Raw genomic sequence first — 21,109 nt, 5'->3', positions numbered from 1 at the left:
AGTGAAACCGTGTTAGGTAAAACAGTAAAGTAACGAGCCAGCGAATTATGCCGAGAAAGTTTTTTCAGCGCATCATGCCCAATCATGACGCCATTAAAAGCAGTCGTAGCTTAAAAATCTTCGGCAGATTACTGCACGATGCCAACCTTTGGCATTTGAACCGCCGGTCTGCCTCAGGTGCTTTTGCTATTGGTTTATTCTGTGCGTTTATTCCAGTGCCCTTTCAAATGGTGCTGGCTGCGGCATTAGCTATCCCGTTTCGCGTAAACCTACCGTTGTCCGTAGCCTTAGTGTGGGTATCCAACCCCATCACTATGCCGCCGTTATTCTATTTCTGTTATGTGGTAGGCACATGGATTATTGGCGCGCCATCACAACCGTTTCACTTTGAGTTGTCGTGGCAATGGCTTGGTGACAGCATTAGTACTCTAGGCCCAGCGTTTCTGCTTGGTTGTCTCGTGCTGGGCACCCTCGCAAGCATTATCGGCTACTTTGTGATTCGTCTACTCTGGCGTCAATCCGTAGTCAGTGCTTGGCGCGCTCGCGCTCACCGCTTTAAGCGGAAATAGCGGCAACCACCTCAACACGTGAAGCTCGCCAAGCGGGATAAAGCGTTGCGACGAGACTCATCAAAAACGCTACTGCCGCCACCAACATTACGTCCGACAGCTGAATCAGCACAGGAATACTATCCACAAAATAGACATCGCTGGCGAGGATGGAGCTGCCACTCATAGATTCCAGCAACTGCAAAAAGCTCGGTAGCCCCAAACTAAGCGCAACACCAGCGATCCCACCCAAGACAACCCCAACAGCGCCGTTTTGTAGTCCTTGCAACATAAAAACCTTTACCAAACCGCCTCGGCGCAGCCCCATCGTGCGCAGGATGCCAATATGCCGACGCTTTTCTTGCACTGTCATGACTAAGGTTGAGACGATATTGAAGCAAGCTACGGCCAAGACCAGTACCAACACTAAGAACATCACCACCCTCACCATTTGAATGTCACGGTACAAGTGGCCTTGCGCTCGCATCCAGTGATCCAGGTAAACATAGTCACGCAGTTGGTAACCGATGTCGTTGGCAATGCGTTCTGCAGCAAAGAGATCGGTTACCTCCAGCTCGACGCCCGTATAGCCTTCGTCTAAGCCAATTAAATTACGCGCTGTTGCGAGGTTAACGTACGCCATTTGGTGGTCGACTTGGCCGCCAAAACGGAATATGCCGACCACCTTTAGGCTCACCCGTTTAGGCGCTTGAAAGCCACGTTCCGCAGCGACCACCAAACGCACCGAATCGCCCTTATCCACGCCAAGCTGCGTTGCTAAACCTCTGCCAAGCACCACCGTGTTGTCACCTGCCAACTGTTGCCATGCCGTAGTTGACATATAGTCGGCAATCGCTTGTGACTGGCGTGGATCTATGCCATTCACTTGCACGCCAATAAACTCTCGACCTTGTTGTACCAATGCTTGCGTTTTAATGCTGGCACGTGCCGCTTTAACTTCGGGGTGCTGGTGCGCCAGATCGAGGATCATTTCTGGATACTGAAGCGCGCCTTCAACGGCACGAAACTCCACATGTGGCACGAGCTTCAAAAAACGCTCCTCAAGCACTTGCCCGAAGCCGTTCATCACACTCAAGCCGACAATGAACACCATACAACCCAAAGCAATACCAAAAGTTGACGAGGCGGAGATAAACGAAAGAAACCGACTGCGCTCGCGCCCACGTCGAAAACGACGTGCCAACAACCAAGCCAGTCGCCATTGCGCTAGCATTACTTCGTTACCTTATTCGGTTGTAACTGTCCTTGCTGAAGGCTGACTTGTCGTGGCAGGCTCGCCGCCAACGCTTGGTCGTGAGTTACGATGACAAAGCAGGTTTGCATTTCAGCATTAAGGTCCAGCATTAATTGCATCACTTGTTGTGCACTTTCATCGTCGAGATTACCGGTGGGTTCATCAGCCAAAATCAGCGCTGGCTTATTCGCTAAAGCTCGAGCGATCGCGACACGCTGTCGTTCACCGCCGGACAGTTCCGCAGGTCGGTGAGAGCCGCGCTCGGCCAGTCCAACCCGTTCTAACAAATCCGCCGCCCGTGCACGCGCTTGTTGCGCCGACGTGCCTTGTATCAACATGGGCATGGCGACGTTCTCAAGGGCAGTAAATTCAGGCAACAAATGATGAAATTGATAAATAAAACCAAGCTGTTGATTGCGCCAATCCGCCAACGCCCGTGGCGACCATTTGGCGATGTTTTGACCGCGAAAGAAAATCTGGCCACTCGTCGGCTGATCAAGCCCCCCCATACAGTGTAGTAAGGTACTTTTTCCTGAACCTGAGCTGCCGACAATCGCCAACAATTCGCCGTCTTGCAGCGCTAGATTCACGTCTTGTAATACCTGCAAGTCATGGTTGCCGTCCCAGTAACTCTTGCTTACATGCTCACAGCGGAGTAGTTCCTGTGTCATTATTCCTCACTCATATCGCAATGCTTGTGCGGGCAATAAACGGCTTGCTTGCCAAGCTGGAAACAAGGTTGCCAAAAAAGTTAAGGTGAGCGCTGCCAAGACGGTTGCGGTAACTTGCATCGCGTCCACAATCACCGGTAAACCAGCTGGTCCAGCAAAACTTAAATCGACACCTAAGGCCTGCAGTAACGGGTTCATATTTAACGCCAACACCAGTCCCAATAGTAAGCCGATAAAGCTTCCCACACCGCCAGTCACGAGGCCTTGCAACACCACCATCCGCCGCACACGATAAGGGGCAAGTCCCATTGTTTGTAATACTGCAATATCGGCACGCTTATCCTGTACCACCATCATCAGCGACGAGATGATATTAAACGCCGCAACAGCAATGATGAGACCAAGCATCAGATTAACCATGCGCTTTTCCATACTGACAGCGTCGAACAAATGTCCGTAACTTTCACGCCAGCTTTTTAACGTAAGTCCATCAGCTAATTTCGGTTCAAGTTGCGCGACGGCGTCAAGTGCCTGAAAGGGATCTGCAAAGTAATAGCGTAACCCAGAAACTTGTTCAGGCGCCATCCGCAAAATGCGTGCGAGATCGGCACCATGCATGACTAAAAGGTGCTTATCTGCTTCGGACTGCATACGTACAATCGCAGCAACCGTCACTAAGCGTTGCGCCGGCAACAAACCTAGCGGCGTATAAATACCGCCTCCGGCAGCGATTAAACGAAGCTGTTGGCCCGGCCAAGCATTGAGTTGTTGCGCTAGGGCATACCCCAATACCACATTAAACTCACCTTCGTTGAGTGCAAGCTGACCGGCACTCAGATGGGTTTGCAACGGTTCTAATTGTACTTCGGCGCCCTTCGCTGCAGGAAAAATGCCCTGCACTTGTACCGCTTGTAACTGTTGCTGACCTTGCAATACTCCGGCCGTCGTCACTTCGGGCACCAAGGCTCGCTGCCCATTAGCTGGAGGGAGCGAATCAGCAAGCTCGCGCCAATTATCGAGGCCGTCATCGGCCTGAATTTCTAATTGCGGCACCACCGTCAGTATGCGCTGTTTAAGCTCGCCCTCGAAACCGTTCATGACCGAACCGACAATGATCAAGGCGGCGACACCCACCACAATCCCAATTAAAGAGACGCGTTGAATAAAGCGTGTAAAGCCCTGCCCATGTTGAGCACGGCTATAGCGCAGGCCTAAAAATAGCGTTAACGGCTGGTACATGTGTTCTCTAATTGATAATGGAGGTCGCGCTGCAAGCATAAAGAAATCTGCGCACTGATCCAAGTCAGAGTTTCAGGTATACTTTCAGCCACTTGAGATGTAACCAAAGCAGGACCTATGAGCAAGGCATCGATCCTAACGCCACCTAAACCACCATCGGCACGAACAGACATTACTTGGCAAGGACTTGCGGGCAGTAGCGTGGCCTATGCCCTTGCCGAGCTCATCGATCAACACGACAAGCCGGTGTTGATTGTCACACCTGATGCGCCGCAGGCTCATCGCCTAGAGCATGAGATTCAATACCTCAGCACTAAAGGCGAGCAGGTGATGGTTTTTCCGGATTGGGAAACGCTACCCTACGATAGCTTTTCGCCGCATCAAGATATTATCTCGGAGCGCTTAAGCGTGTTGGCACAGTTGCCTACCATGCAAACCGGCGCACTTATTGTCTCGTTAAATACCTTGATCCAGCGTATTGCGCCGGTCGATTATGTCAGCGGTCAAGCACTTCAGCTTAGTAAAGGTCAGCAACTCGACGGCTATCGGCTGCGCCAACGACTTGAACGCGCTGGCTACCGCCACGTGAATCAAGTTATGGAGCACGGTGAGTTTTGTGCGCGCGGATCGTTACTCGACTTATTCCCGATGGGCAGCACTACCCCGTTTCGGATTGATTTCTTCGACGACGAAGTCGATTCCATCCGCACCTTTGACCCTGATACCCAGCTGTCAGCCGATGAAGTCGCCGCGATTGACTTGCTCCCTGCGCACGAGTTTCCAACCACGCCAACCGCAATCGAAGGGTTTCGCGCTCGCTATCGAGAGCTGTTTGATGCATCGAACGAGCGGGATTCAGTTTACTATCAAGTTTCACAGGGACAGTTACCCGGCGGGGTAGAGTATTATTTGCCACTCTTTTTTGACGCAACCGCAACCCTTTTTGACTATTTGCCCGAAGACGTACTCCTCGTTACTTTTGGTGACCTGCAAGGCAGCCTTGATCAACTTTGGCATGACATTGAACAGCGTTATGAACAGCGGCGTTACGATCGCTTACGCCCGCTGTTACCGCCACAGCACGTATTTATGGCAGTGGACCAGCTGCACGGCCAATTTAAACAGTTGCCGCGCATTCGAGCCTTCGTCCCCGATGATAAACCACAACCGGGCTTACAAAAATTTGTCACGCAAAGCATTGGCGAGGTCGCGCTAAACCACCAGCTGAAAGACCCGTTACAGGCTTTACGTAAGAAACTCGACGAGCTCTTCAAAGCCGACTATCGCGTCGTGTTTGCCGCTGAATCTGCTGGTCGGCGCGAGTCCTTGCGTGATTTGCTGGCACCGTTGCAACTTGAGCTTGCTGAGTTACCACATCTACGTGACATGCAAAGCCATGTTGGCCGCACAGCGATTACCGTTGCCCCGCTGGTGAACTCCTTTGTTCTAAATGACGCAAAGCTGGCGGTGATTACCGAAACTGAGCTACTTGGTAACCGTATTGCACAACGCCGACGTCGTGACCAAAAGGCAACCGTCACCAGCGAACAAATGGTTCGCAACTTAGCCGAGTTACGTGTCGGGCAACCGTTGGTGCATATTGATCATGGCGTCGGCCGTTACCACGGCTTACAAACGATTGAAGCCGGCGGCATGACCACCGAGTTTGTTACCATCACGTATGCCAACGACAGCAAATTGTACGTCCCAGTCGCTTCGCTGCATGTGTTGCAACGCTACAGTGGTGGCGAAGAAGCCCATGCCCCGCTACATAAACTCGGCAACGACACGTGGGAGCGCGCGAAACGTAAAGCCGCCGAAAAAATTCGTGACGTTGCGGCAGAACTGCTCGATGTTTACGCACAACGCGAAGCTAAACCGGGCTATCAATACCAACTGGAGCAAAGCGAGTATCAGCGTTTCGCCAACAGCTTCCCGTTCGAAGAAACCGATGATCAGCAGCAGGCTATTGCCGCAGTTCTTGATGATATGCAGTCCACACGAGCGATGGACCGCTTGGTCTGTGGCGATGTCGGTTTTGGTAAAACGGAAGTCGCCATGCGCGCTGCTTTTGTTGCGGTAAATGACAATAAACAAGTGGCTGTGTTGGTGCCAACCACTCTGCTCGCACAGCAACATTATGAAAACTTCAAAGACCGCTTTGCGGATTGGCCGGTACGTATTGAAGTGCTGTCACGATTCAAAACAGCGAAACAAACACAAACTATTCTTGAAGACATCGCAGCAGGTAAGGTTGATATCGTTATTGGCACCCATAAGCTGTTGCAAGGCAGCATTAAGTTTAACGATCTTGGCTTGTTGATTGTCGATGAAGAACATCGATTTGGCGTTCGCCAAAAAGAGGCGATTAAACGCCTCCGCGCCGATGTTGATATCTTAACCCTCACCGCTACGCCTATTCCGCGCACACTAAACATGGCGATGAATGGCGTGCGTGACTTGTCCATTATTGCAACCCCGCCAGCGAAGCGTTTAGCGGTAAAAACCTTTGTGCGTGAATACGACGCACCAACGATTCGGGAAGCAATTCTGCGTGAAATTTTGCGGGGCGGACAAGTCTACTTTTTACACAACAACGTCGAAACGATTGAGAAAACAGCGCGCGATTTAACTGAATTGGTACCTGAAGCTCGCATCACCATCGCTCACGGACAAATGCGTGAACGTGAACTTGAGCGCATCATGTCGGACTTTTATCATCAGCGCTTTAATGTCTTGGTATGTACCACCATCGTCGAGACCGGCATTGATGTACCAACCGCCAACACCATCATTATGGATCGTGCCGACCATCTTGGCTTGGCGCAAATGCACCAGTTACGTGGTCGCGTTGGACGCTCACATCATCAAGCCTATGCCTATTTGCTGACACCGCACCCGAAACGCATGACCAAAGATGCCTTAAAACGTCTTGAGGCCATCGCCCAACTCGAGGATCTTGGTGCCGGCTTTATGTTGGCAACCCATGATCTCGAGATTCGTGGCGCCGGTGAACTCCTTGGCGATGAGCAAAGTGGGCAAATTGAAACCATTGGTTTCACGTTGTACATGGACATGCTGGAACAAGCAGTTACGGCACTTCAACAAGGCAAGGAACCCGCACTCGATACCCTGTTAAAAACCCAAAGCGAAGTCGACTTGCGCGTGCCGGCACTGCTACCAGAAAGTTACATAGCTGACGTCACCCTGCGCTTAAGCATGTACAAGCGCATCGCCAGTGCCACAACCGCAGACGAACTGCGCGCGCTGCAAGTAGAAATGATCGACCGCTTCGGGTTGCTGCCAGATGCAGCAAAGAATCTTGTGCGCATCACCGAGTTGCGGAATCGCGCTGGCCAACTGGGCATCCGCAAAATTGATGGCGGACCGCAAGGGATCAGTCTCGAATTTGCCGAAGACACCAAGGTTAATCCCAGCTATTTGATTGAACTTATTCAAACTTATCCGCAGGATTATAAATTGGAAGGGCCAACCCGTTTACGCATTCTTGCCAAAATCAGCGATACTCAAGAGCGCATGAAACTGGTAGAGTCTGTGGTTAATGAGTTAGCCGAAAAAAGTGACAAAAATGCATAAAGTAGGTACATCTCAACTATTACAACGGTGCATTGCGGCTTTAGTGTTGGCCGTGACGGTGCCAAGTGTTGCCGCATCGGTAACCTTGCCAAATCAATCTCAAGATAAATGGCGATGGTTCGAGATAGAAGTACTGGTATTTAAACACAGCCCGACCGAGACAGTTGCCGAGCAATTTCCATGGCAAGCGCCGAGCTCGTTCACTGATGCCGCTTATAACCCACTGGTGGATTATTACGTCCCAGAAATCACCGGTGCCTTAGCTGGCTTACCGCCTTGTGCACCACCGTCGCTCGATGAATCATTTTCTCCCGCTACGCTTTGGTGTGTGCAGCCTGCTGAACTCGATCCTTTATTACCGCAGAACTGGCAACGCCGTGAGCGTATGCTGGCATCGCTAGCGCAAGCGCCTGCGCAGATCATCGATGGTCTCGGTGGCGACGTAACCAAGGCAAAGCAGCCTTATATTGCGCCCGCCGAACAATTTGAACTCGCCGAAATGCGCCAACAAATCACCCGCCGTGGTGTTGGTACCCCGCTACTACATATGAGCTGGTATCAACCCGTTTTTGGCTTAGAGGACGGATTTAAGGTGCGTTTGTTTGGCGGGCAAAACTATGGTGAGCGATTCGCTCCATCGGGCTACTTGTATAGCAACGACGACCACGAGTTGACTCCTAATGAATTGGCGCAGCGTCTGGAACTTCTGCTAGCACAACAACAAGATACGCAATTACAGTTCAGTGCACGCAGCGAAGACCAACCGTTGGCACCACCGCCATTTTTAATACGCGAAGCTGATGCCCCTGCGGTCTGGGAGCTTGACGGTACCTTGCACGTGTACCTTGTAGGAAACTACCTGCACATTGCGAGCGATTTAGAGCTACGCGAACCTCATGCCGTCAATTGGCAGCCAGCCGCCCTCGCCGCGCAGGCTGAGCGAGCGCTACAACCACGTAGCGACGGCGAGTTTTTACGCAGCTTTAAACTTGAGCAGTTACGCCGCGTGATCAGTCACGAAACCCATTATTTTGATCATCCGAAACTAGGCATTGCTGTACAAATACGCCGCACGGATCTGTCCGCTAGACGCTATTAGTTATGGAAAAATACGAAGAACTTTTATTGGCATTGCGCAAGGTTATCCGCGCCACCGACCTTTATTCAAAACAGTTGAATAAGCTCACTGGATTAACTGCGCCGCAGTTGCTGATCTTACGTGAAGTCGCCGCAGCCCCTAATGGCATTACTGCCAGTGCTGTCGCGCAGAACATTACGCTTAGCCCAGCCACGGTGAGTAATGTCATTGATCGCTTGGAGCATCGTGAACTTATTCATCGCGAGCGCAGTACGCAAGATCGCCGGCGCGTCGTATTATCGTTGACGCCTCGGGGTGCAGAACGACTTAACGCTGCTCCCAAACCCTTACAAGAAGACTTTATCCGTAAGTTCCAGGCGCTGGCCGACTGGGAACAATCACAACTGCTCTCGTCGATGCAGCGCATTGCCGCAATGATGGACGCTGAACGGCTTGATGCCGCCGATGTACTCGAAGTAGGAACCTATGCACAACAACACTTTAAGCAAAACAATTAAACTGCTTGTCGCTACTGCTCTTGGTCTTAGCCTTGCCGCCTGTGCGAGCTCACCAAATGCCGGTTGGCAAACAGCTGCCAGCGACTGCGCTACGGCTGAGCACACTATCGCCGCCGTCCAAGGCGAGCAAATGCAGTCGCCAATGGTCGGCCAATTAGTGAGTGTCAGTGGTGTTGTGACCGCAAGTTGGCAAGCGGAGGACGAGCTGGGCGGGTTCTTCCTGCAAGATGACTCTGCTGGTATCTATGTCAATTCAGTGACACCGGTGGCTATTGGTGATCGCATTGCCGTAGAGGGTGTCGTCGCCGAGAAACAGCAACTCACCCAATTAACCGATGTGCTAAAAATCACGACCTGTGGTACTGGTGAACTTCCTGCAGCCAAAGAATTGCGTTTGCCGGTCGCCAAGCTCGCTGACTTTGAGGCCCTCGAAGGTCAGTTGGTACACCTGCCACAAGAACTTGTCGTTAATGGTACCTACCTGCTTGGTCGGCATGGCAGTTTTGATGTCGCGCCAGAGCGCCTCTATACCCCAACCCAGATTGCGACACCAGGTACTGCGGCACAGCAATTAGCCGCAAGCTACCAACTCAAACGCTTAGTTATCGATGACAATAAGGCGCCACAACCAGCACAAGTTGACTACCCTGCCCCAGCATTAAGTGCAGAGAACACGCTACGGACAGGCGATACCGTGCAGCCGATGCGCGGTATTTTAAGCGAATACAACGGTCGCTATCGGCTGCAACCAACATCTGCGGTCACCTTTCAAAAAAGTAATCCTCGACCAGAAGCGCCGGCGCGAGTGGACGATGACCGCGTGATTCGGATCGCCACGTTTAATGTGCTGAATTACTTCAATGGTAATGGCCCAAGTCAACAGTTCCCGACTGATCGTGGGGCCAAGACACGCGCAGATTTTCTTCGCCAAGAAGCCAAAATAATTGCCGCTCTGATTGCCATTGACGCCGATATCATCGGCTTAATGGAACTTGAAAACGACGGTTACCAAAATCACAGCGCTGTAGTTCGTTTAGTTAATCGCATGCGGACGACGACGAACCACGACTGGCGTTTTATTCAAGCAGCCGACGATACTTTTGGTGGCGCCTCGATTACCAACGGTTTGATTTACCGCGGTGACCGCGTAACCGCCGTCGGCGAGCCGCTAACGGTAACAACGGGGCCGTTCAGTAACCGCAGTCGCTACCCCTTGATTCAGCGTTTTCAACCGTCATACAGCGCCGAAAGCTTCGCTGTCGCGGTAAACCATTTCAAATCAAAAGGTTCGTGTCCGCGCGATGACGCTGACCCCAACGCGAATCAAGGCGACGGACAAGCCTGTTGGAACGCGGCGCGCACGGAGTCGGCGCGTTTGTTAGTTGAGTTTATGTCCACGGAGTCGACGCTCGCACAAACGCCAGCGCAAGTACTACTTGGTGACTTCAACGCCTATGCCCAAGAAGACCCGTTGCAGCTTTTTGCCCAAGCGGGTTATCACAACCGTATCGAGCATTTCGAACCACAAGGTTATTCCTATGTTTATGATGCGCAAGCCGGCAGTTTAGATCACATTTTGGTTTCCGATGCGCTGCATGGTCGCGTCCTGCAACAGCAACATTGGTTGGTCAATGCCGATGAACCCACCGCGTTAGGCTACGACAACTTTGCTCAGCAGCCCAATTGGTATGCGCCGTCGCCCTATCGTTCTTCTGATCACGACCCAGTGATTATCGACCTACAGTTCTAAGCCGCGCAAAAACAACAAAAACTTGTCACATCTATACGTCCTGTTGCATCTTATGAATGAACAAGTTGCAACAGGAACGTTATGACAGGACAAGGGTTCGGACAACAAGTCGCAAAGGACGTCATTGACGGGGCTCAACGTGGCCGTCGTGATAGCCAACGGCTGCTTTTTGAGACCTTTCAACCGGCAGTACAGCGACTCCTTATTGGGATGTGTCGCGATCAAGAATTAGCCCGCGATCTTACCCAAGATGTCTTTTTAACTGCGTTCCAGAAAATGACTCAATTACGTGACCCAAAAGCTCTCGGCGGTTGGCTAAAACAACTTACTGTGAACACGGCGCTATCGCACTTTCGCAAACCCCAGTATGCCGTTAGCGAAGCCGCTGAGCATCAAGAACTTGATGCGCAAGACTGGCTGAGTCAAAGCGATTGGTTAACCCAACTCGACAACATTGAACAGCTTCTGGCACAGCTTGAGGATCATGAGTACCAACTCATTTGGTTGTACCTCGTTGAAGGCTATCAACATGAAGAATTGGCAGATATGTTTGCGACCACCGCGGTGGTCATTCGCCAACGCTACCATCGAGCATTAAAGAAGTTAAAAGAGAGGAGTCAGGTATGAAGCAGCACCCGACCAAACGTAAGCTCAGCGCAACCGAGCAACTACTCGAACAACGGCTACAAGCAATGGCAAAACCAGAGCATGCCGTGGAGTGGCGTGAATTGAGCGTGAAGTTAGGTCCCGCTCAGCAGACAGCGCACAAGCCACGTCGACTATTTTGGCTGACTCCTGCAGTTGCGGTTGCTGCCGCAGTAGCATGGCTGGTGGTGATTCAACCGCAAACGACTCAGCAGCCACAACCCAACACCAGTCCGATGTTGTTAGCGGGTAATTACAGCCTCGATACCTTGGATCAGCAATTACAGCGCGCCTATTTAGAGGGTGCTGATGCCAGCGAGATAGATGCACTATGGCAACGCCGTGCGGTTTTGACAGCCACTTCAACGGCAAAGGAGACTTCGTCATGAAATTGGCTCTAAGCGTACTAAGTTTAAGTCTTGTTTTCGCCAACGTCGGTGTTGCCGTTGCACAAGATCACGAAGCCCGCGAACATGCTAGAGCTGCAGCCGTGGCAGCAGCAAAAGCACACGGTAAAGACGCCGTGGTGAGTATGGAGGAACCCGCTCGTAGCTACTTCGACTGGGGCGCAGTCATTCATCCGAACGGCGAAATTATGTCTGTTCGAGACGGCTCGGTAGCCGCGACCATGGGCGTTCGCACTGGTGATCGATTATTGCAAATTGATCAGCAGAAGTTCTCCGCTCAAGCCCTTGGCGACATCATCGCCTATCTCGAAGGGCTCGAACACGGTAGCGAACTTCTTGTCGTCGTCGCTCGCGACGAACAAACAAAAACGCTCGCAGGAAAAGTGGCTGCAACGGTTATTCCAGGGTGGCGACTTGAGGTTGATGTTGCTAATGAACAAGTTGATATTGCCGACAGTAATGCTTGTGGCCGCATTAGTGTATTTGCAACGCCCCCACAAACTCGCGACCTTTACCCCGCCTACTTTTCTCAGATAGATGGGGAAAATGCCCCGCCACGTCGCTCGATCGTTAAATTGTCACCCGGCAAGCACGTCATTGAATTGCATGAACTGATTTCTGATCAATGGGTACGACGTAAAAAAGGGATACAACAAGCGAAGGCCATCGAAATTGATATTAAAGCAGATACCACCTACTACTTAGCGGCCAAGTTTGTGCGCGAAAAACGTCTCAGCACCTTTAAAGAAGAATATTGGCAACCGGTGGTTTGGCGAGAAATTGAACAAGCATGTGAGGGCGACTGAGTCGCCCTCCGTTGCAATCAAGCTTATTTGCCGTTTTCGAGTAAGTTGAGTGACTTACCAATTTCGATTTTCTTCGGTTTCATGGCTTCTGGAATGATTTTTTCCAAACCAATCGTCAATAAACCGTTTTCCATCTTGGCACCTTTCACTTCAACGTGATCAGCAAGGTTAAATTTGCGCTCAAAACTGCGGAAGCCAATGCCTTTGTGCAAGTATTGACGTTCCTCGCTATCCTCGTCCTTACGACCTTGGATTTTTAAGATACCATTTTCAACTTCAATGCTGAGTTCGTCATCGGTAAAGCCAGCAACTGCAAGTGTAATTGCGTAGCGGTTGTCGCCGATAACTTCAATATTGTACGGAGGATAACCGCCAGCTGCGTTACCGTCAGCGCGCATCGCTGAGTCCAATAAACGTGCCATACGGTCAAAACCAATACTGCTGCGATAAAGTGGTGATAAATCAATAGTAGCCATAATCATTCTCCTAAGAAGCAATGTTTAGTTAGTGTCGCGACTCTCTCAGAGACATCGCGTACAACTTATAAATAGGAGCAAATCAACGAGATTCAAGAGTTCACCTGAAAATTTTTTTGCTTCGCCGCAGCGTCATACGCATGTCATTTGCGCTGTGCTACTATGCTTGGGTTTAAATTTGTCCATGGAGTTTTACATGTTGCGTCGTACACTTTTGGTGAGCGCTATGGCAGTCGCCATTACCGCTTGCTCACAAACCCCAGCGCCGTCCACTAATGCGACCTTGGCAACTGCTGAGAGCAAAGTTGCTGGGGTTAATTCCGCACCTAATATTATTTTCCTGATTGGCGACGGTACCGGCTTTGAGTTCATTTCAGCCTACCGTTACGCCCACAGCGAAATCGGCCAGCCACTCATCGAAACACCTTTCGATGACATGCTGGTAGGCGCAGCAACGACCTACCCTGACGATGATACGTGGGTCACTGACTCCGCCGCTAGCGCTACCGCCTTAGCGACCGGTGTTAAGAGCTACAACGGGGCGATTGGTGTCGATAGCGCGCAGCATCCGCAACAAACGCTAATGGAAAAAGCTCGTCAGCATGGTTGGCTCACTGGTGCAGTTTCGACCTCACAAGTGACCCATGCCACCCCGGCATCGTTTTTTACGCACCATCCTTCACGCAGCATGTACAACGCCATTGCCGACTCCTTTGCCAGTACTAAATTTGGCGCGCAAGACGAATTATGGAGCTTCGATGTACTGCTTGGCGGCGGTATGAGCTACTTCAAACGTGACGATAAAGACTGGCTACCTGAGCTTCGTAACCAAGGCATGACCATTGTCGATGATTATCAAGCGTTAGAAGCTACTGAACAGTTACCAGTACTAGGTCTATTCGCGCCAGTGGCATTGCCTTATGCGGTTGATGATCAGCCGCGCCTGGCCCAGTTGACACGCAATGCGTTGCGCTTACTCACAGCAAAGCAGGACGAGTCTGGTCAACCTTTTGCGCTGATGATCGAAGGTTCAAAAATTGATTGGTGTGGGCACGCCAACGATATCGCCTGTGCCGTGCATGAAGTTGGTGATTTTGCCGCAGCCTTGCAAGTCGCTAAGGATTATCAAGCGCAGCATCCAAACACACTTATTGTGGTCACTGCTGACCACTCTACCGGTGGTTTGACCCTTGGCCAAGGCGGCGAATACGCATGGTACTCTGAGCGCGTGATGGCCATCGAGAATTCATTGGAAGTACTGGTCGGCGGCCTGCTCGAACGTTCACGGGATGAGTGGCGTGATTATCTTGCACCACGGCTCAATTTAGCGCTCAGCGAGCAACAGTGGCAACAACTCTTAGCGACAGAAATGAGTGGCAGCGAAGACCGCAAAGATCATGAGAAACGCATCCATCAAGCTTTGGTGGCACTTATTAGCGAAGTTACGCGCACCGGCTGGACCACCAGTGGCCACACCGCGGTGGATGTGCCAATTATGGCGTCAGGTCCCTACGCGGAACAATTACGCGGCTACAAAGACAATACAGATATCGCGAAAGTATTGCTGCAAATCGTGCGCTAAGCACGATCTGCAGCTTGCTTGCTTGCTTGCTTGCTAAGACATGATGACGCCGATTATGCGTGCCAACCGAGTTCTTTGGCACGCTGTGCGGCCATTTCAGGCACGTCCGTTTTAACAAAGTGATGATGTAGAATTTGCACACCGAGCATGTGATTAATCACAGCGTCGAGTTGCACTTTCTCATCAATGCTAACTTCGTCGGATTCATGCTTGGCAAAGGTACGCTCTACCTCAGCAAAATCTAACAACCCTGCCTCTTCCACCGCTTCTTTCGACAAGAATTGTTCAGCTAACTTCAGCACCGCTTGCCACTTCTTCGGATCGGTATGCGCTGGTGGCGCCATAAAGGCGAATTTCTCACGCTTATAAAGCGTTTCGGGCAGTAAGCCTTTCATCGCCTCACGCAACACATACTTTTCTTTGTTGCCCTTAATGCGCAAGTGCGGCGGCACAGTGAAAGCATATTCGGCCAAGTGATGATCAAGAAAAGCTGGACGCGCTTCCATTGAGTTCGCCATGTCGACCCGGTCACCACCCCACGTTAAGATCTGACCTTCTAACATGGTCTTAATCCACACATACTGTGCTCGATCGAGTGGATGACGCCCTTTCAACATGCTGGCATCAAGCGTGTCAGCAATAGCTTTACCCGGATCATAGTCTTCGACTTCACCACGACGTTGCTCAGCAATCAAAGGTAACGCTACGTTGGCACAAGACAACCACGGTTGTACGCAGCTCGGCGTGAAACCCATTTTCGCGTTAAACGCTGGGCTGACAAATTCTTCGCGAGCGAGCATTGCGCCCTTAAATAATTTGTTGTTTTTCTCGAGTAATTCTTGCCACGCCGCGCGCTCACTATCCGGTAAGTGATCAAGCCCATGTAAGAACATGTCCTTACGAAAAGCTGGATAGCCGGCAAATAATTCGTCCGAACCCTCACCGGTTAGCACCACCTTGTAGTTAACTTGGTTTACCTGCTGGCTCATCAAGTACTTGGCCACACCCAAGGTGTTGTAAATGGTTCGCTCGGTGTGCCAAATGGTCTTCACGAAGTGATCATACAAATCATCAGCGTTAAGACGCATAATGTGGTGATCGGCTCCCGTAGCTTCAGCCATTTCTTGGGCGATGGGTGTTTCATCATAAGCGTCCGAATCAAAACCAATAGTGAAGGCTTTCACCGACGTCTGGGTTGCCGCTGCAGAAAGGCCTAGAATCGCACATGAGTCGATCCCGCCAGAGAGATAGCAACCCACTGGTACATCGGCTGTTAGACGGTGTTGTACAGCTTCTAACAGGTGTTTACGTACACCGTCAATGTACGGCTGTTCGTCCACATCATCACCCGGATACTCACTTTCTTGCGGAAAGTTTACATCCCAATATTTATGTTCTGATAATTCCAGTTTGCCGTTGCGACGTTGAACCTTGACGACGTGACCAGGTGGCACTTGGCGAATACCTTCGAAGGCCGTTGAGCCTGGCACCATCACTTGAATCAATTGGTGATACAAACCCTCAGAAGAAAACTCTCGCTTCACTGACGGATGCGCAAACAGCACTTTTAGCTCTGAACCAAACACCACGCCTTCATCGGTTTCCGTGTAATACAAGGGTTTAATACCGAAACGATCGCGCACCAAGTACATGCTGTCGTCCTGTTTGTCGTACAAGCCGAAAGCAAACTCGCCACGTAGATGCTTTAACGTTTCATCCAACCCTTCACGTTGAAAGAGATGCATCACGATCTCGGAGTCGCTTTTCGTACGAAAACGCGCGCCCTGCGCGGTCAAGTCCGCGCGAATACGTTTAAAATCGTAGAATTCACCGTTATGTGCCAACAGCAAATTGCCATCGGTAGAAACGAACGGCTGCCGCGCACGTTCCTCATTCAAGTCAATAATCGACAACCGCGCGTGACTAAAGCCAACCCCCGTATCGTCCATAATCTGATAGCCAAAACCATCGGGACCGCGGTGGTGCATAATTGCGGCCATATTCACAAGCGTTTGCGCGACGGGCGTTTGCTCCGCACGCAGATTAAAAATTCCTGCAATACCACACATGTTTGCTTAATCCTCGCTTTGTTATTACACCACATCAATCACGCGTTCAGCGCGCTCGACCATACAGGTTAAAAGGGCCATCCGCAGAAACACCGCTCCACGCGCTTGGCTGAAATACCAGTTGTGAGAAGTGTGATCGAGATCCGTTGAAAGTTCATCGCCGCGCGCCAACGGATGCAGAATAATCGCATCTTGTTTTAGCGGTGACTTGGCGGTTAAATGAAACGCACTGCCATAAGTATTAAACGTGTCACCCTCCCAAGAAATAGCGTTGATATACACCACATCAAGCTCAGGCAAGACACTATCGAGATCGGTCACGGTGCGAATAGTAATGCCACGGCTTTCTAACTCTTCGCGCTGACCTTGGCCAAACAATTCCCCAGTACTTGCTTCGTCATGAATAATAACCAGTTCATCCACAGCATGTGGAAATACCGACAAGCACTTGAGAAAGCTACGAACTGTGCGCATTTTGTTGGGTACACCGATAACGCCAATTTTAATCTTGTCGTTCTCTTCTGGGTTAATCAGTGTGGGGCGCCATTTGAAAATAGCGTACATGTCGGACAGCGCCTGCGTTGGATGCTCATCGACACCATTACCGGCATTGATAATTGGAATGCGCAGTGCATCCATCATCTCGAACAACGAGCTTTCATGGTTATCTCGAAGTACGACACAGTCACCATAATTGTTAAACATTTCAGCGACATCGGCCAAGCACTCGCCCTTAGCAATACCGGTGGTCGAGCGATCCGTAATCGACATGATGTCACCACCAAGTCGGTGCCACGCACTTTCAAAACTTAGCCGAGTGCGCGTACTTGGTTCGTAAAACGCACTAATTAATATTTTATTTTGTAACGGCGAACTAAAACGCTTGGGATTACTTTCAATCTTAGCGGCCAAGCGAAATAGCTGCTTCATGGTGTCTTGGTCAAACTGATCACCCGACACAATATGTTGATTGGCCAGTTTTACCAGAAAATCACCGTCTTCTTGAATCGTCCTTAACAATGCCTTGGGATGAGCATCCCCATAGACATCCGGACGTTCACGCTCAAACGAGACGTCATTCACGTTCATAGTGGATTACCATAATTGTTTAGAAAGGAAATCTTTTAACCACAGCCCCAATAAAATGAGCGGTGCGCAGGCAGTCAGCGCAAGGCAAACCCATACCAAGGTACTAAATGCAGTAAGACCCATGATCATGAGGTTGGCTCCTCTTTTTCATTCAACTGCTGCCAATCAAAGCGCGCTTGACTGGTAAGTAAGCCAAACCCGCATAGTGCCGCCGATACAATGCACGAAAGTAGTGCTGCGACGTAAAAACCGATGGTAAAGTAGCCTACAAGGCCACTTAAGGTGCCCAGCGCCATGGCTGCAGCAGCATAAGTCCCAGTCAATTTACGTTGGTACAGACCAAGGACAACAGGGAAAATCGTACTCGCCACAAAAGCCCCAGCGAAGTTCAGCAAAGCCCCTAAGGTGGCAATTTGAGGCAAACAGAACAGCCACGTGACGATGCCTAAGCCTAAAATACTGTAACGATTAAACCGTAATAAATGTTGGTCACTCGCTTGCGGTTTAAGGTACTTGTGATAAATATCCCGGGTAACCAGGTCAGACGTCGCGGCAAGTAATGAATCAAGACTAGACGCTAATGCCGAAAATACCACTATGAATACCACTACAGCGCCAATTTTACCCAGCACTTCAGCAGCAACCATTGGCCCCACCATGTCTGCACTTGGTGGGAAAATACCAAGTTGTGGTGCCGCCAACGCAATAAAGCCAGTCACAATTGGAATGGGCAGCCACAATAAACCACCTAACAAATAGGCTTTAAAGGCAACCTTGCCCTTGAAAGCCAGTGCCCTTGACCACCAGACATTGGAGTGGAAAATCTCTCCCAAACCAAAAAATATATTATTGAATAAAAACATAATTGCCGCTGGGAACAGGAGATCGAGTAATTGCGGGTGATTGCTTTTCACCTCTTGGTGAATCGACTCCAAACTCACCGTGTCAATCAAGAACCAAGCAATCAACACCACCCCAACGATAATAATTAATGCTTGAATAAAGTCCGTTGCAATAACCGCGCGTAAGCCACCAAAAAGTGTGTAACCGACACAAATCAGCAAAATAGCACTCATGCCGATGTGATAGTCCAGACCACTGAGCGCTTCGAGTAAGATACCGCCGGCCATACCAAGTGAGACTAACCAACCAAACGCATAAACGACCGAAATAATAATAAATACCCACCACGCGGCACGGCCGTAACGTAAGCGGATAAAGTCTCCCGAAGTGTAGCCATTGGGCATTAAGCGTTTAATCCGCGCGGCCAATGGTGCAAACAGAATCAGCCCGAGTGCGGCAAAGGAATAGCCGACCATGCCCCATACGCCAAACTGGTACGTTAACTGTGGCGCGACCAAGGTGGTGTTGCTGGTGACCCACGTCGCCATTGCCGTCGCTGCAGCCAGAGCGAAACCAACATTACGTCCAGCCAAAGCAAAATCTTCGTGGGTTTTATTGGCACGGCCCAAATACCAACCAAATGCGATCCAGACGATACCAAACAACACCACCAGTGTTAGCCCCAAGGAGCTCGACAGCGCAAAACCACTTACTTCGTTCATGCCACCTCCTGTCGACGCGTGCGCAAGTGCAAGGTGATAAGCGTTATCACCAATACGCTAAACAGAAAGAGACCGATAAAAAACAGGCTGTATGCTTGCCACTGCGAATAGTGCTCCACTCGTAATTGCACTACATTGCTACTCACCCCTGCAACGGGTTTGAGGCGAAAATAGTATTCACCATCGCTGAAGCCAGTAAGCGTTATTTCAGTAAAATCACCGAACCAATCAAACTCGGCTGCTATAGCTGAAAAGTCGGCGCTGGCACTTTGTTGCAACACCATTTTGGTCTGCGGAGCTTGATCGATTGCTACCACGAAATAGCCTTCGCGGCTGCGTTCAGTCGATAACGTCAATTGATAGTCGGTGTTTGGCTGCGTCTCGGCAGCGGTAGATGCTTGTTGCGCAGCAGCAGGTCGCGCCAACAGCGTGATGAGTAACAACAGAGCGATGTGAATACTTAAGCCGTCGAGTTTCGGCACGTTTCCTTCCTGTAGCTCTTTGTTTCTAGGCTAGCAAGCTGTGAAAAGCATTGCAACTGAAGGGATCTCTCTTTCGAGTTGCTGCGTATCAGGTTATGCTAGAGCAGACAACGACAAGGCAGTTTGGTTATGACGCAACGTTATTTATGCAGTATGGGCGCAAACATTGCCCCTGAGAAAAATTTCAGCCTCGCAAAAGAACAGCTTAAAGACTTAGGCCGCACGTACTTTTCTGCGGCTCGTTATACACAGCCCGTTGCCATCGAAACCGAGCATGAGTTTTTAAATGCTTTGTTTATTATCGAAAGTTCGCTCCCAGCGCAGCAATTAAAAGCCAAATTTAATGCCATCGAGGAAGCCCTTGGCCGCGATCGCTCTGACCCACGCAGTAGCGAAAAAGACCGCCCAATGGATATCGACATTCTTGCCGAGATCACTGCCGAGCTCACGTCGGCGACGCTCGATAAGGCTTGGCTGCAAGTGCCGAGTTATTTAGCCAATCTGGCTGAAGAGTTAAAAGTTACTTTACACAACGAGGAGCTCATTGCATGAGCCAGCAACCTGTCGCCTTGATTACCGGTGCTGGCCGCCGGTTTGGTTTTGCGCTCGCCAAGTCACTGCTTGCGGAAGGCTATCGCGTTTTCGCTCATTACAACTCCTCGCGCGACGGCGTTGCCGAATTAGAAGAGCTAGGCGCCGTTGGTGTGCAAGCCGACCTCACCTCCCATGACGCCATTACGGCGCTCATTGCCGCCGTCCAAGCACAAACTCAGCGTATTGACTTGTTGGTAAACAACGCTTCCTGTTTCTTCAATAACCAAACGGTTGATAGCGACCCTACTGCGTTAGCTGCAGTTTTCGAAGTGCACGTGCAGGCGCCCTACTTGCTTATTAACGGCTTCCGACCACAGTTAAAGCAGGCGGATAACGCAGTCGTGATTAATATTACCGACATCTACACCGATAGCCCGTCGACCGACTACATTGCTTATTGCGCCGCCAAAGCCGGACTGGCCAACCTCACGCTCAGCTTTGCCAAAGCACTGGCGCCAGAAGTCCGCGTAAACGGTATTCAACCTGGACCGATTCTGTTTCTGCCAGAACATGATAGTGAACATCGTCAAAAAGTATTGGCCGAAACGCCGCTCAACCTAGAAGGCGGACTTGAGCCCATGCTGCAAGCGGTGCGTTTTCTTCGTGATAATCCTTTTGTTACCGGTGAATTTATAAAGGTCGATGGTGGTCGAGCACTGATGATCTAAGTCACGATGCTAATTCTTGTGCTAAATTGTTGGATGACTTGCAGTTAAACTCACCCAATTCTTTTGCAAG

General features: G+C 50.5%; 19 protein-coding genes. 11 read left to right on the top strand and 8 right to left on the bottom strand.

The window, feature by feature from the left end; all coding sequences use genetic code 11:
• Positions 1-47: 47 nt before the first annotated feature.
• Positions 48-569, top strand: a complete 522-nt coding sequence (locus tag CWI70_RS01210; protein ID WP_126769808.1) for a DUF2062 domain-containing protein — start codon at positions 48-50, stop codon at positions 567-569.
• Here the strand turns inward: CWI70_RS01210 and CWI70_RS01205 are convergent.
• Genes CWI70_RS01205 through CWI70_RS01195 form a run of 3 tightly spaced genes read right to left on the bottom strand, consistent with a single transcriptional unit; the run spans position 556 to position 3,713 of the window.
• Positions 556-1,782, bottom strand: a complete 1,227-nt coding sequence (locus tag CWI70_RS01205) for a lipoprotein-releasing ABC transporter permease subunit (RefSeq protein ID WP_126769806.1) — start codon at positions 1,780-1,782, stop codon at positions 556-558. The genes CWI70_RS01210 and CWI70_RS01205 overlap by 14 nt on opposite strands.
• Positions 1,782-2,474 carry a lipoprotein-releasing ABC transporter ATP-binding protein LolD gene (gene lolD, locus CWI70_RS01200; protein ID WP_126769804.1) on the bottom strand — a complete coding sequence of 231 codons (693 nt, stop codon included), beginning with the start codon at positions 2,472-2,474 and terminating at the stop codon, positions 1,782-1,784. Before lolD ends, CWI70_RS01205 begins: the two co-directional genes overlap by 1 nt.
• Positions 2,475-2,480: 6 nt before the next feature.
• Positions 2,481-3,713, bottom strand: coding sequence for a lipoprotein-releasing ABC transporter permease subunit (locus CWI70_RS01195; protein WP_157980842.1), 1,233 nt, complete (start codon positions 3,711-3,713; stop codon positions 2,481-2,483).
• Positions 3,714-3,830: 117 nt separating this feature from the next.
• Between CWI70_RS01195 and mfd the strand changes: the two genes are divergently transcribed.
• The 7 genes from mfd to CWI70_RS01160 all read left to right on the top strand — a co-directional run bounded on the left by mfd (position 3,831) and on the right by CWI70_RS01160 (position 12,514).
• Complete coding sequence (gene mfd / locus CWI70_RS01190; protein WP_126769800.1) at positions 3,831-7,310, top strand: transcription-repair coupling factor; 3,480 nt, start codon at positions 3,831-3,833, stop codon at positions 7,308-7,310.
• Positions 7,303-8,409: a CsiV family protein gene (locus CWI70_RS01185; protein WP_126769798.1), complete on the top strand. Its 1,107-nt coding sequence runs from the start codon at positions 7,303-7,305 to the stop codon at positions 8,407-8,409. Before mfd ends, CWI70_RS01185 begins: the two co-directional genes overlap by 8 nt.
• 2 nt (positions 8,410-8,411) lie before the next feature.
• On the top strand, positions 8,412-8,906 hold the full coding sequence (locus CWI70_RS01180) for a MarR family winged helix-turn-helix transcriptional regulator (protein ID WP_126769796.1): 495 nt from the start codon (positions 8,412-8,414) through the stop codon (positions 8,904-8,906).
• The gene (locus tag CWI70_RS01175) at positions 8,875-10,656 is read left to right on the top strand and encodes an ExeM/NucH family extracellular endonuclease (RefSeq protein ID WP_126769794.1); all 1,782 of its coding nucleotides are present in this window, start codon (positions 8,875-8,877) and stop codon (positions 10,654-10,656) included. The genes CWI70_RS01180 and CWI70_RS01175 overlap by 32 nt, the downstream gene beginning before the upstream one ends.
• 81 nt (positions 10,657-10,737) lie before the next feature.
• Positions 10,738-11,283 carry an RNA polymerase sigma factor gene (locus CWI70_RS01170; RefSeq protein ID WP_126769792.1) on the top strand — a complete coding sequence of 182 codons (546 nt, stop codon included), beginning with the start codon at positions 10,738-10,740 and terminating at the stop codon, positions 11,281-11,283.
• Positions 11,280-11,690 carry a hypothetical protein gene (locus tag CWI70_RS01165; protein WP_126769790.1) on the top strand — a complete coding sequence of 137 codons (411 nt, stop codon included), beginning with the start codon at positions 11,280-11,282 and terminating at the stop codon, positions 11,688-11,690. The genes CWI70_RS01170 and CWI70_RS01165 overlap by 4 nt, the downstream gene beginning before the upstream one ends.
• A complete protein-coding gene (locus CWI70_RS01160) occupies positions 11,687-12,514 on the top strand; it encodes a PDZ domain-containing protein (RefSeq protein WP_126769788.1) in 828 nt (275 codons plus the stop codon). The genes CWI70_RS01165 and CWI70_RS01160 overlap by 4 nt, the downstream gene beginning before the upstream one ends.
• A gap of 23 nt (positions 12,515-12,537) precedes the next feature.
• Here the strand turns inward: CWI70_RS01160 and CWI70_RS01155 are convergent, their stop codons facing one another.
• Positions 12,538-12,990: an Hsp20 family protein gene (locus CWI70_RS01155; RefSeq protein WP_126769786.1), complete on the bottom strand. Its 453-nt coding sequence runs from the start codon at positions 12,988-12,990 to the stop codon at positions 12,538-12,540.
• Positions 12,991-13,186: 196 nt separating this feature from the next.
• Between CWI70_RS01155 and CWI70_RS01150 the strand changes: the two genes are divergently transcribed.
• Positions 13,187-14,572 (top strand): alkaline phosphatase, encoded by a 1,386-nt coding sequence (locus CWI70_RS01150; RefSeq protein ID WP_241967800.1) that lies wholly within the window; start codon positions 13,187-13,189, stop codon positions 14,570-14,572.
• Between the two features lie 53 nt (positions 14,573-14,625).
• Here the strand turns inward: CWI70_RS01150 and asnB are convergent, their stop codons facing one another.
• From asnB to CWI70_RS01130, 4 genes are all read right to left on the bottom strand, one after another.
• Positions 14,626-16,641, bottom strand: coding sequence for an asparagine synthase (glutamine-hydrolyzing) (gene asnB / locus CWI70_RS01145; RefSeq protein WP_126769784.1), 2,016 nt, complete (start codon positions 16,639-16,641; stop codon positions 14,626-14,628).
• 24 nt (positions 16,642-16,665) lie between these two features.
• Entirely contained in the window at positions 16,666-17,730 is a 1,065-nt protein-coding gene (locus tag CWI70_RS01140; RefSeq protein ID WP_126769782.1) for an aspartate/ornithine carbamoyltransferase family protein, read from the bottom strand.
• A 125-nt stretch (positions 17,731-17,855) separates the two neighbouring features.
• Positions 17,856-19,295: a sodium:solute symporter family protein gene (locus CWI70_RS01135; RefSeq protein WP_126769780.1), complete on the bottom strand. Its 1,440-nt coding sequence runs from the start codon at positions 19,293-19,295 to the stop codon at positions 17,856-17,858.
• A complete protein-coding gene (locus tag CWI70_RS01130) occupies positions 19,292-19,777 on the bottom strand; it encodes a hypothetical protein (RefSeq protein ID WP_126769779.1) in 486 nt (161 codons plus the stop codon). Before CWI70_RS01130 ends, CWI70_RS01135 begins: the two co-directional genes overlap by 4 nt.
• 129 nt (positions 19,778-19,906) lie before the next feature.
• On the opposite strand from CWI70_RS01130, the gene CWI70_RS01125 reads away from it, so the two are divergent.
• Complete coding sequence (locus CWI70_RS01125; RefSeq protein ID WP_126769777.1) at positions 19,907-20,329, top strand: 2-amino-4-hydroxy-6-hydroxymethyldihydropteridine diphosphokinase; 423 nt, start codon at positions 19,907-19,909, stop codon at positions 20,327-20,329.
• Positions 20,326-21,039 carry an SDR family NAD(P)-dependent oxidoreductase gene (locus CWI70_RS01120; RefSeq protein WP_126769775.1) on the top strand — a complete coding sequence of 238 codons (714 nt, stop codon included), beginning with the start codon at positions 20,326-20,328 and terminating at the stop codon, positions 21,037-21,039. Before CWI70_RS01125 ends, CWI70_RS01120 begins: the two co-directional genes overlap by 4 nt.
• Positions 21,040-21,109: the final 70 nt, after the last annotated feature.

The organism is Pseudidiomarina homiensis, assembly GCF_003987225.1.
GTDB lineage: Bacteria > Pseudomonadota > Gammaproteobacteria > Enterobacterales > Alteromonadaceae > Pseudidiomarina > Pseudidiomarina homiensis.
The sequence above is the reverse complement of the archived record's forward strand: the minus strand, read 5'-3'. Positions and strand labels throughout refer to the sequence as shown.

Bases quoted from the DNA above. Each gene is read 5' to 3' on its own strand.
- CWI70_RS01210 (WP_126769808.1), top strand. From the start codon at position 48: ATGCCGAGAAAGTTTTTTCAGCGCATCATGCCCAATCATGACGCCATT.
- CWI70_RS01205 (WP_126769806.1), bottom strand. From the start codon at position 1,782: ATGCTAGCGCAATGGCGACTGGCTTGGTTGTTGGCACGTCGTTTTCGA.
- lolD (WP_126769804.1), bottom strand. From the start codon at position 2,474: ATGACACAGGAACTACTCCGCTGTGAGCATGTAAGCAAGAGTTACTGG.
- CWI70_RS01195 (WP_157980842.1), bottom strand. From the start codon at position 3,713: ATGTACCAGCCGTTAACGCTATTTTTAGGCCTGCGCTATAGCCGTGCT.
- mfd (WP_126769800.1), top strand. From the start codon at position 3,831: ATGAGCAAGGCATCGATCCTAACGCCACCTAAACCACCATCGGCACGA.
- CWI70_RS01185 (WP_126769798.1), top strand. From the start codon at position 7,303: ATGCATAAAGTAGGTACATCTCAACTATTACAACGGTGCATTGCGGCT.
- CWI70_RS01180 (WP_126769796.1), top strand. From the start codon at position 8,412: ATGGAAAAATACGAAGAACTTTTATTGGCATTGCGCAAGGTTATCCGC.
- CWI70_RS01175 (WP_126769794.1), top strand. From the start codon at position 8,875: ATGCACAACAACACTTTAAGCAAAACAATTAAACTGCTTGTCGCTACT.
- CWI70_RS01170 (WP_126769792.1), top strand. From the start codon at position 10,738: ATGACAGGACAAGGGTTCGGACAACAAGTCGCAAAGGACGTCATTGAC.
- CWI70_RS01165 (WP_126769790.1), top strand. From the start codon at position 11,280: ATGAAGCAGCACCCGACCAAACGTAAGCTCAGCGCAACCGAGCAACTA.
- CWI70_RS01160 (WP_126769788.1), top strand. From the start codon at position 11,687: ATGAAATTGGCTCTAAGCGTACTAAGTTTAAGTCTTGTTTTCGCCAAC.
- CWI70_RS01155 (WP_126769786.1), bottom strand. From the start codon at position 12,990: ATGGCTACTATTGATTTATCACCACTTTATCGCAGCAGTATTGGTTTT.
- CWI70_RS01150 (WP_241967800.1), top strand. From the start codon at position 13,187: ATGTTGCGTCGTACACTTTTGGTGAGCGCTATGGCAGTCGCCATTACC.
- asnB (WP_126769784.1), bottom strand. From the start codon at position 16,641: ATGTGTGGTATTGCAGGAATTTTTAATCTGCGTGCGGAGCAAACGCCC.
- CWI70_RS01140 (WP_126769782.1), bottom strand. From the start codon at position 17,730: ATGAACGTGAATGACGTCTCGTTTGAGCGTGAACGTCCGGATGTCTAT.
- CWI70_RS01135 (WP_126769780.1), bottom strand. From the start codon at position 19,295: ATGAACGAAGTAAGTGGTTTTGCGCTGTCGAGCTCCTTGGGGCTAACA.
- CWI70_RS01125 (WP_126769777.1), top strand. From the start codon at position 19,907: ATGACGCAACGTTATTTATGCAGTATGGGCGCAAACATTGCCCCTGAG.
- CWI70_RS01120 (WP_126769775.1), top strand. From the start codon at position 20,326: ATGAGCCAGCAACCTGTCGCCTTGATTACCGGTGCTGGCCGCCGGTTT.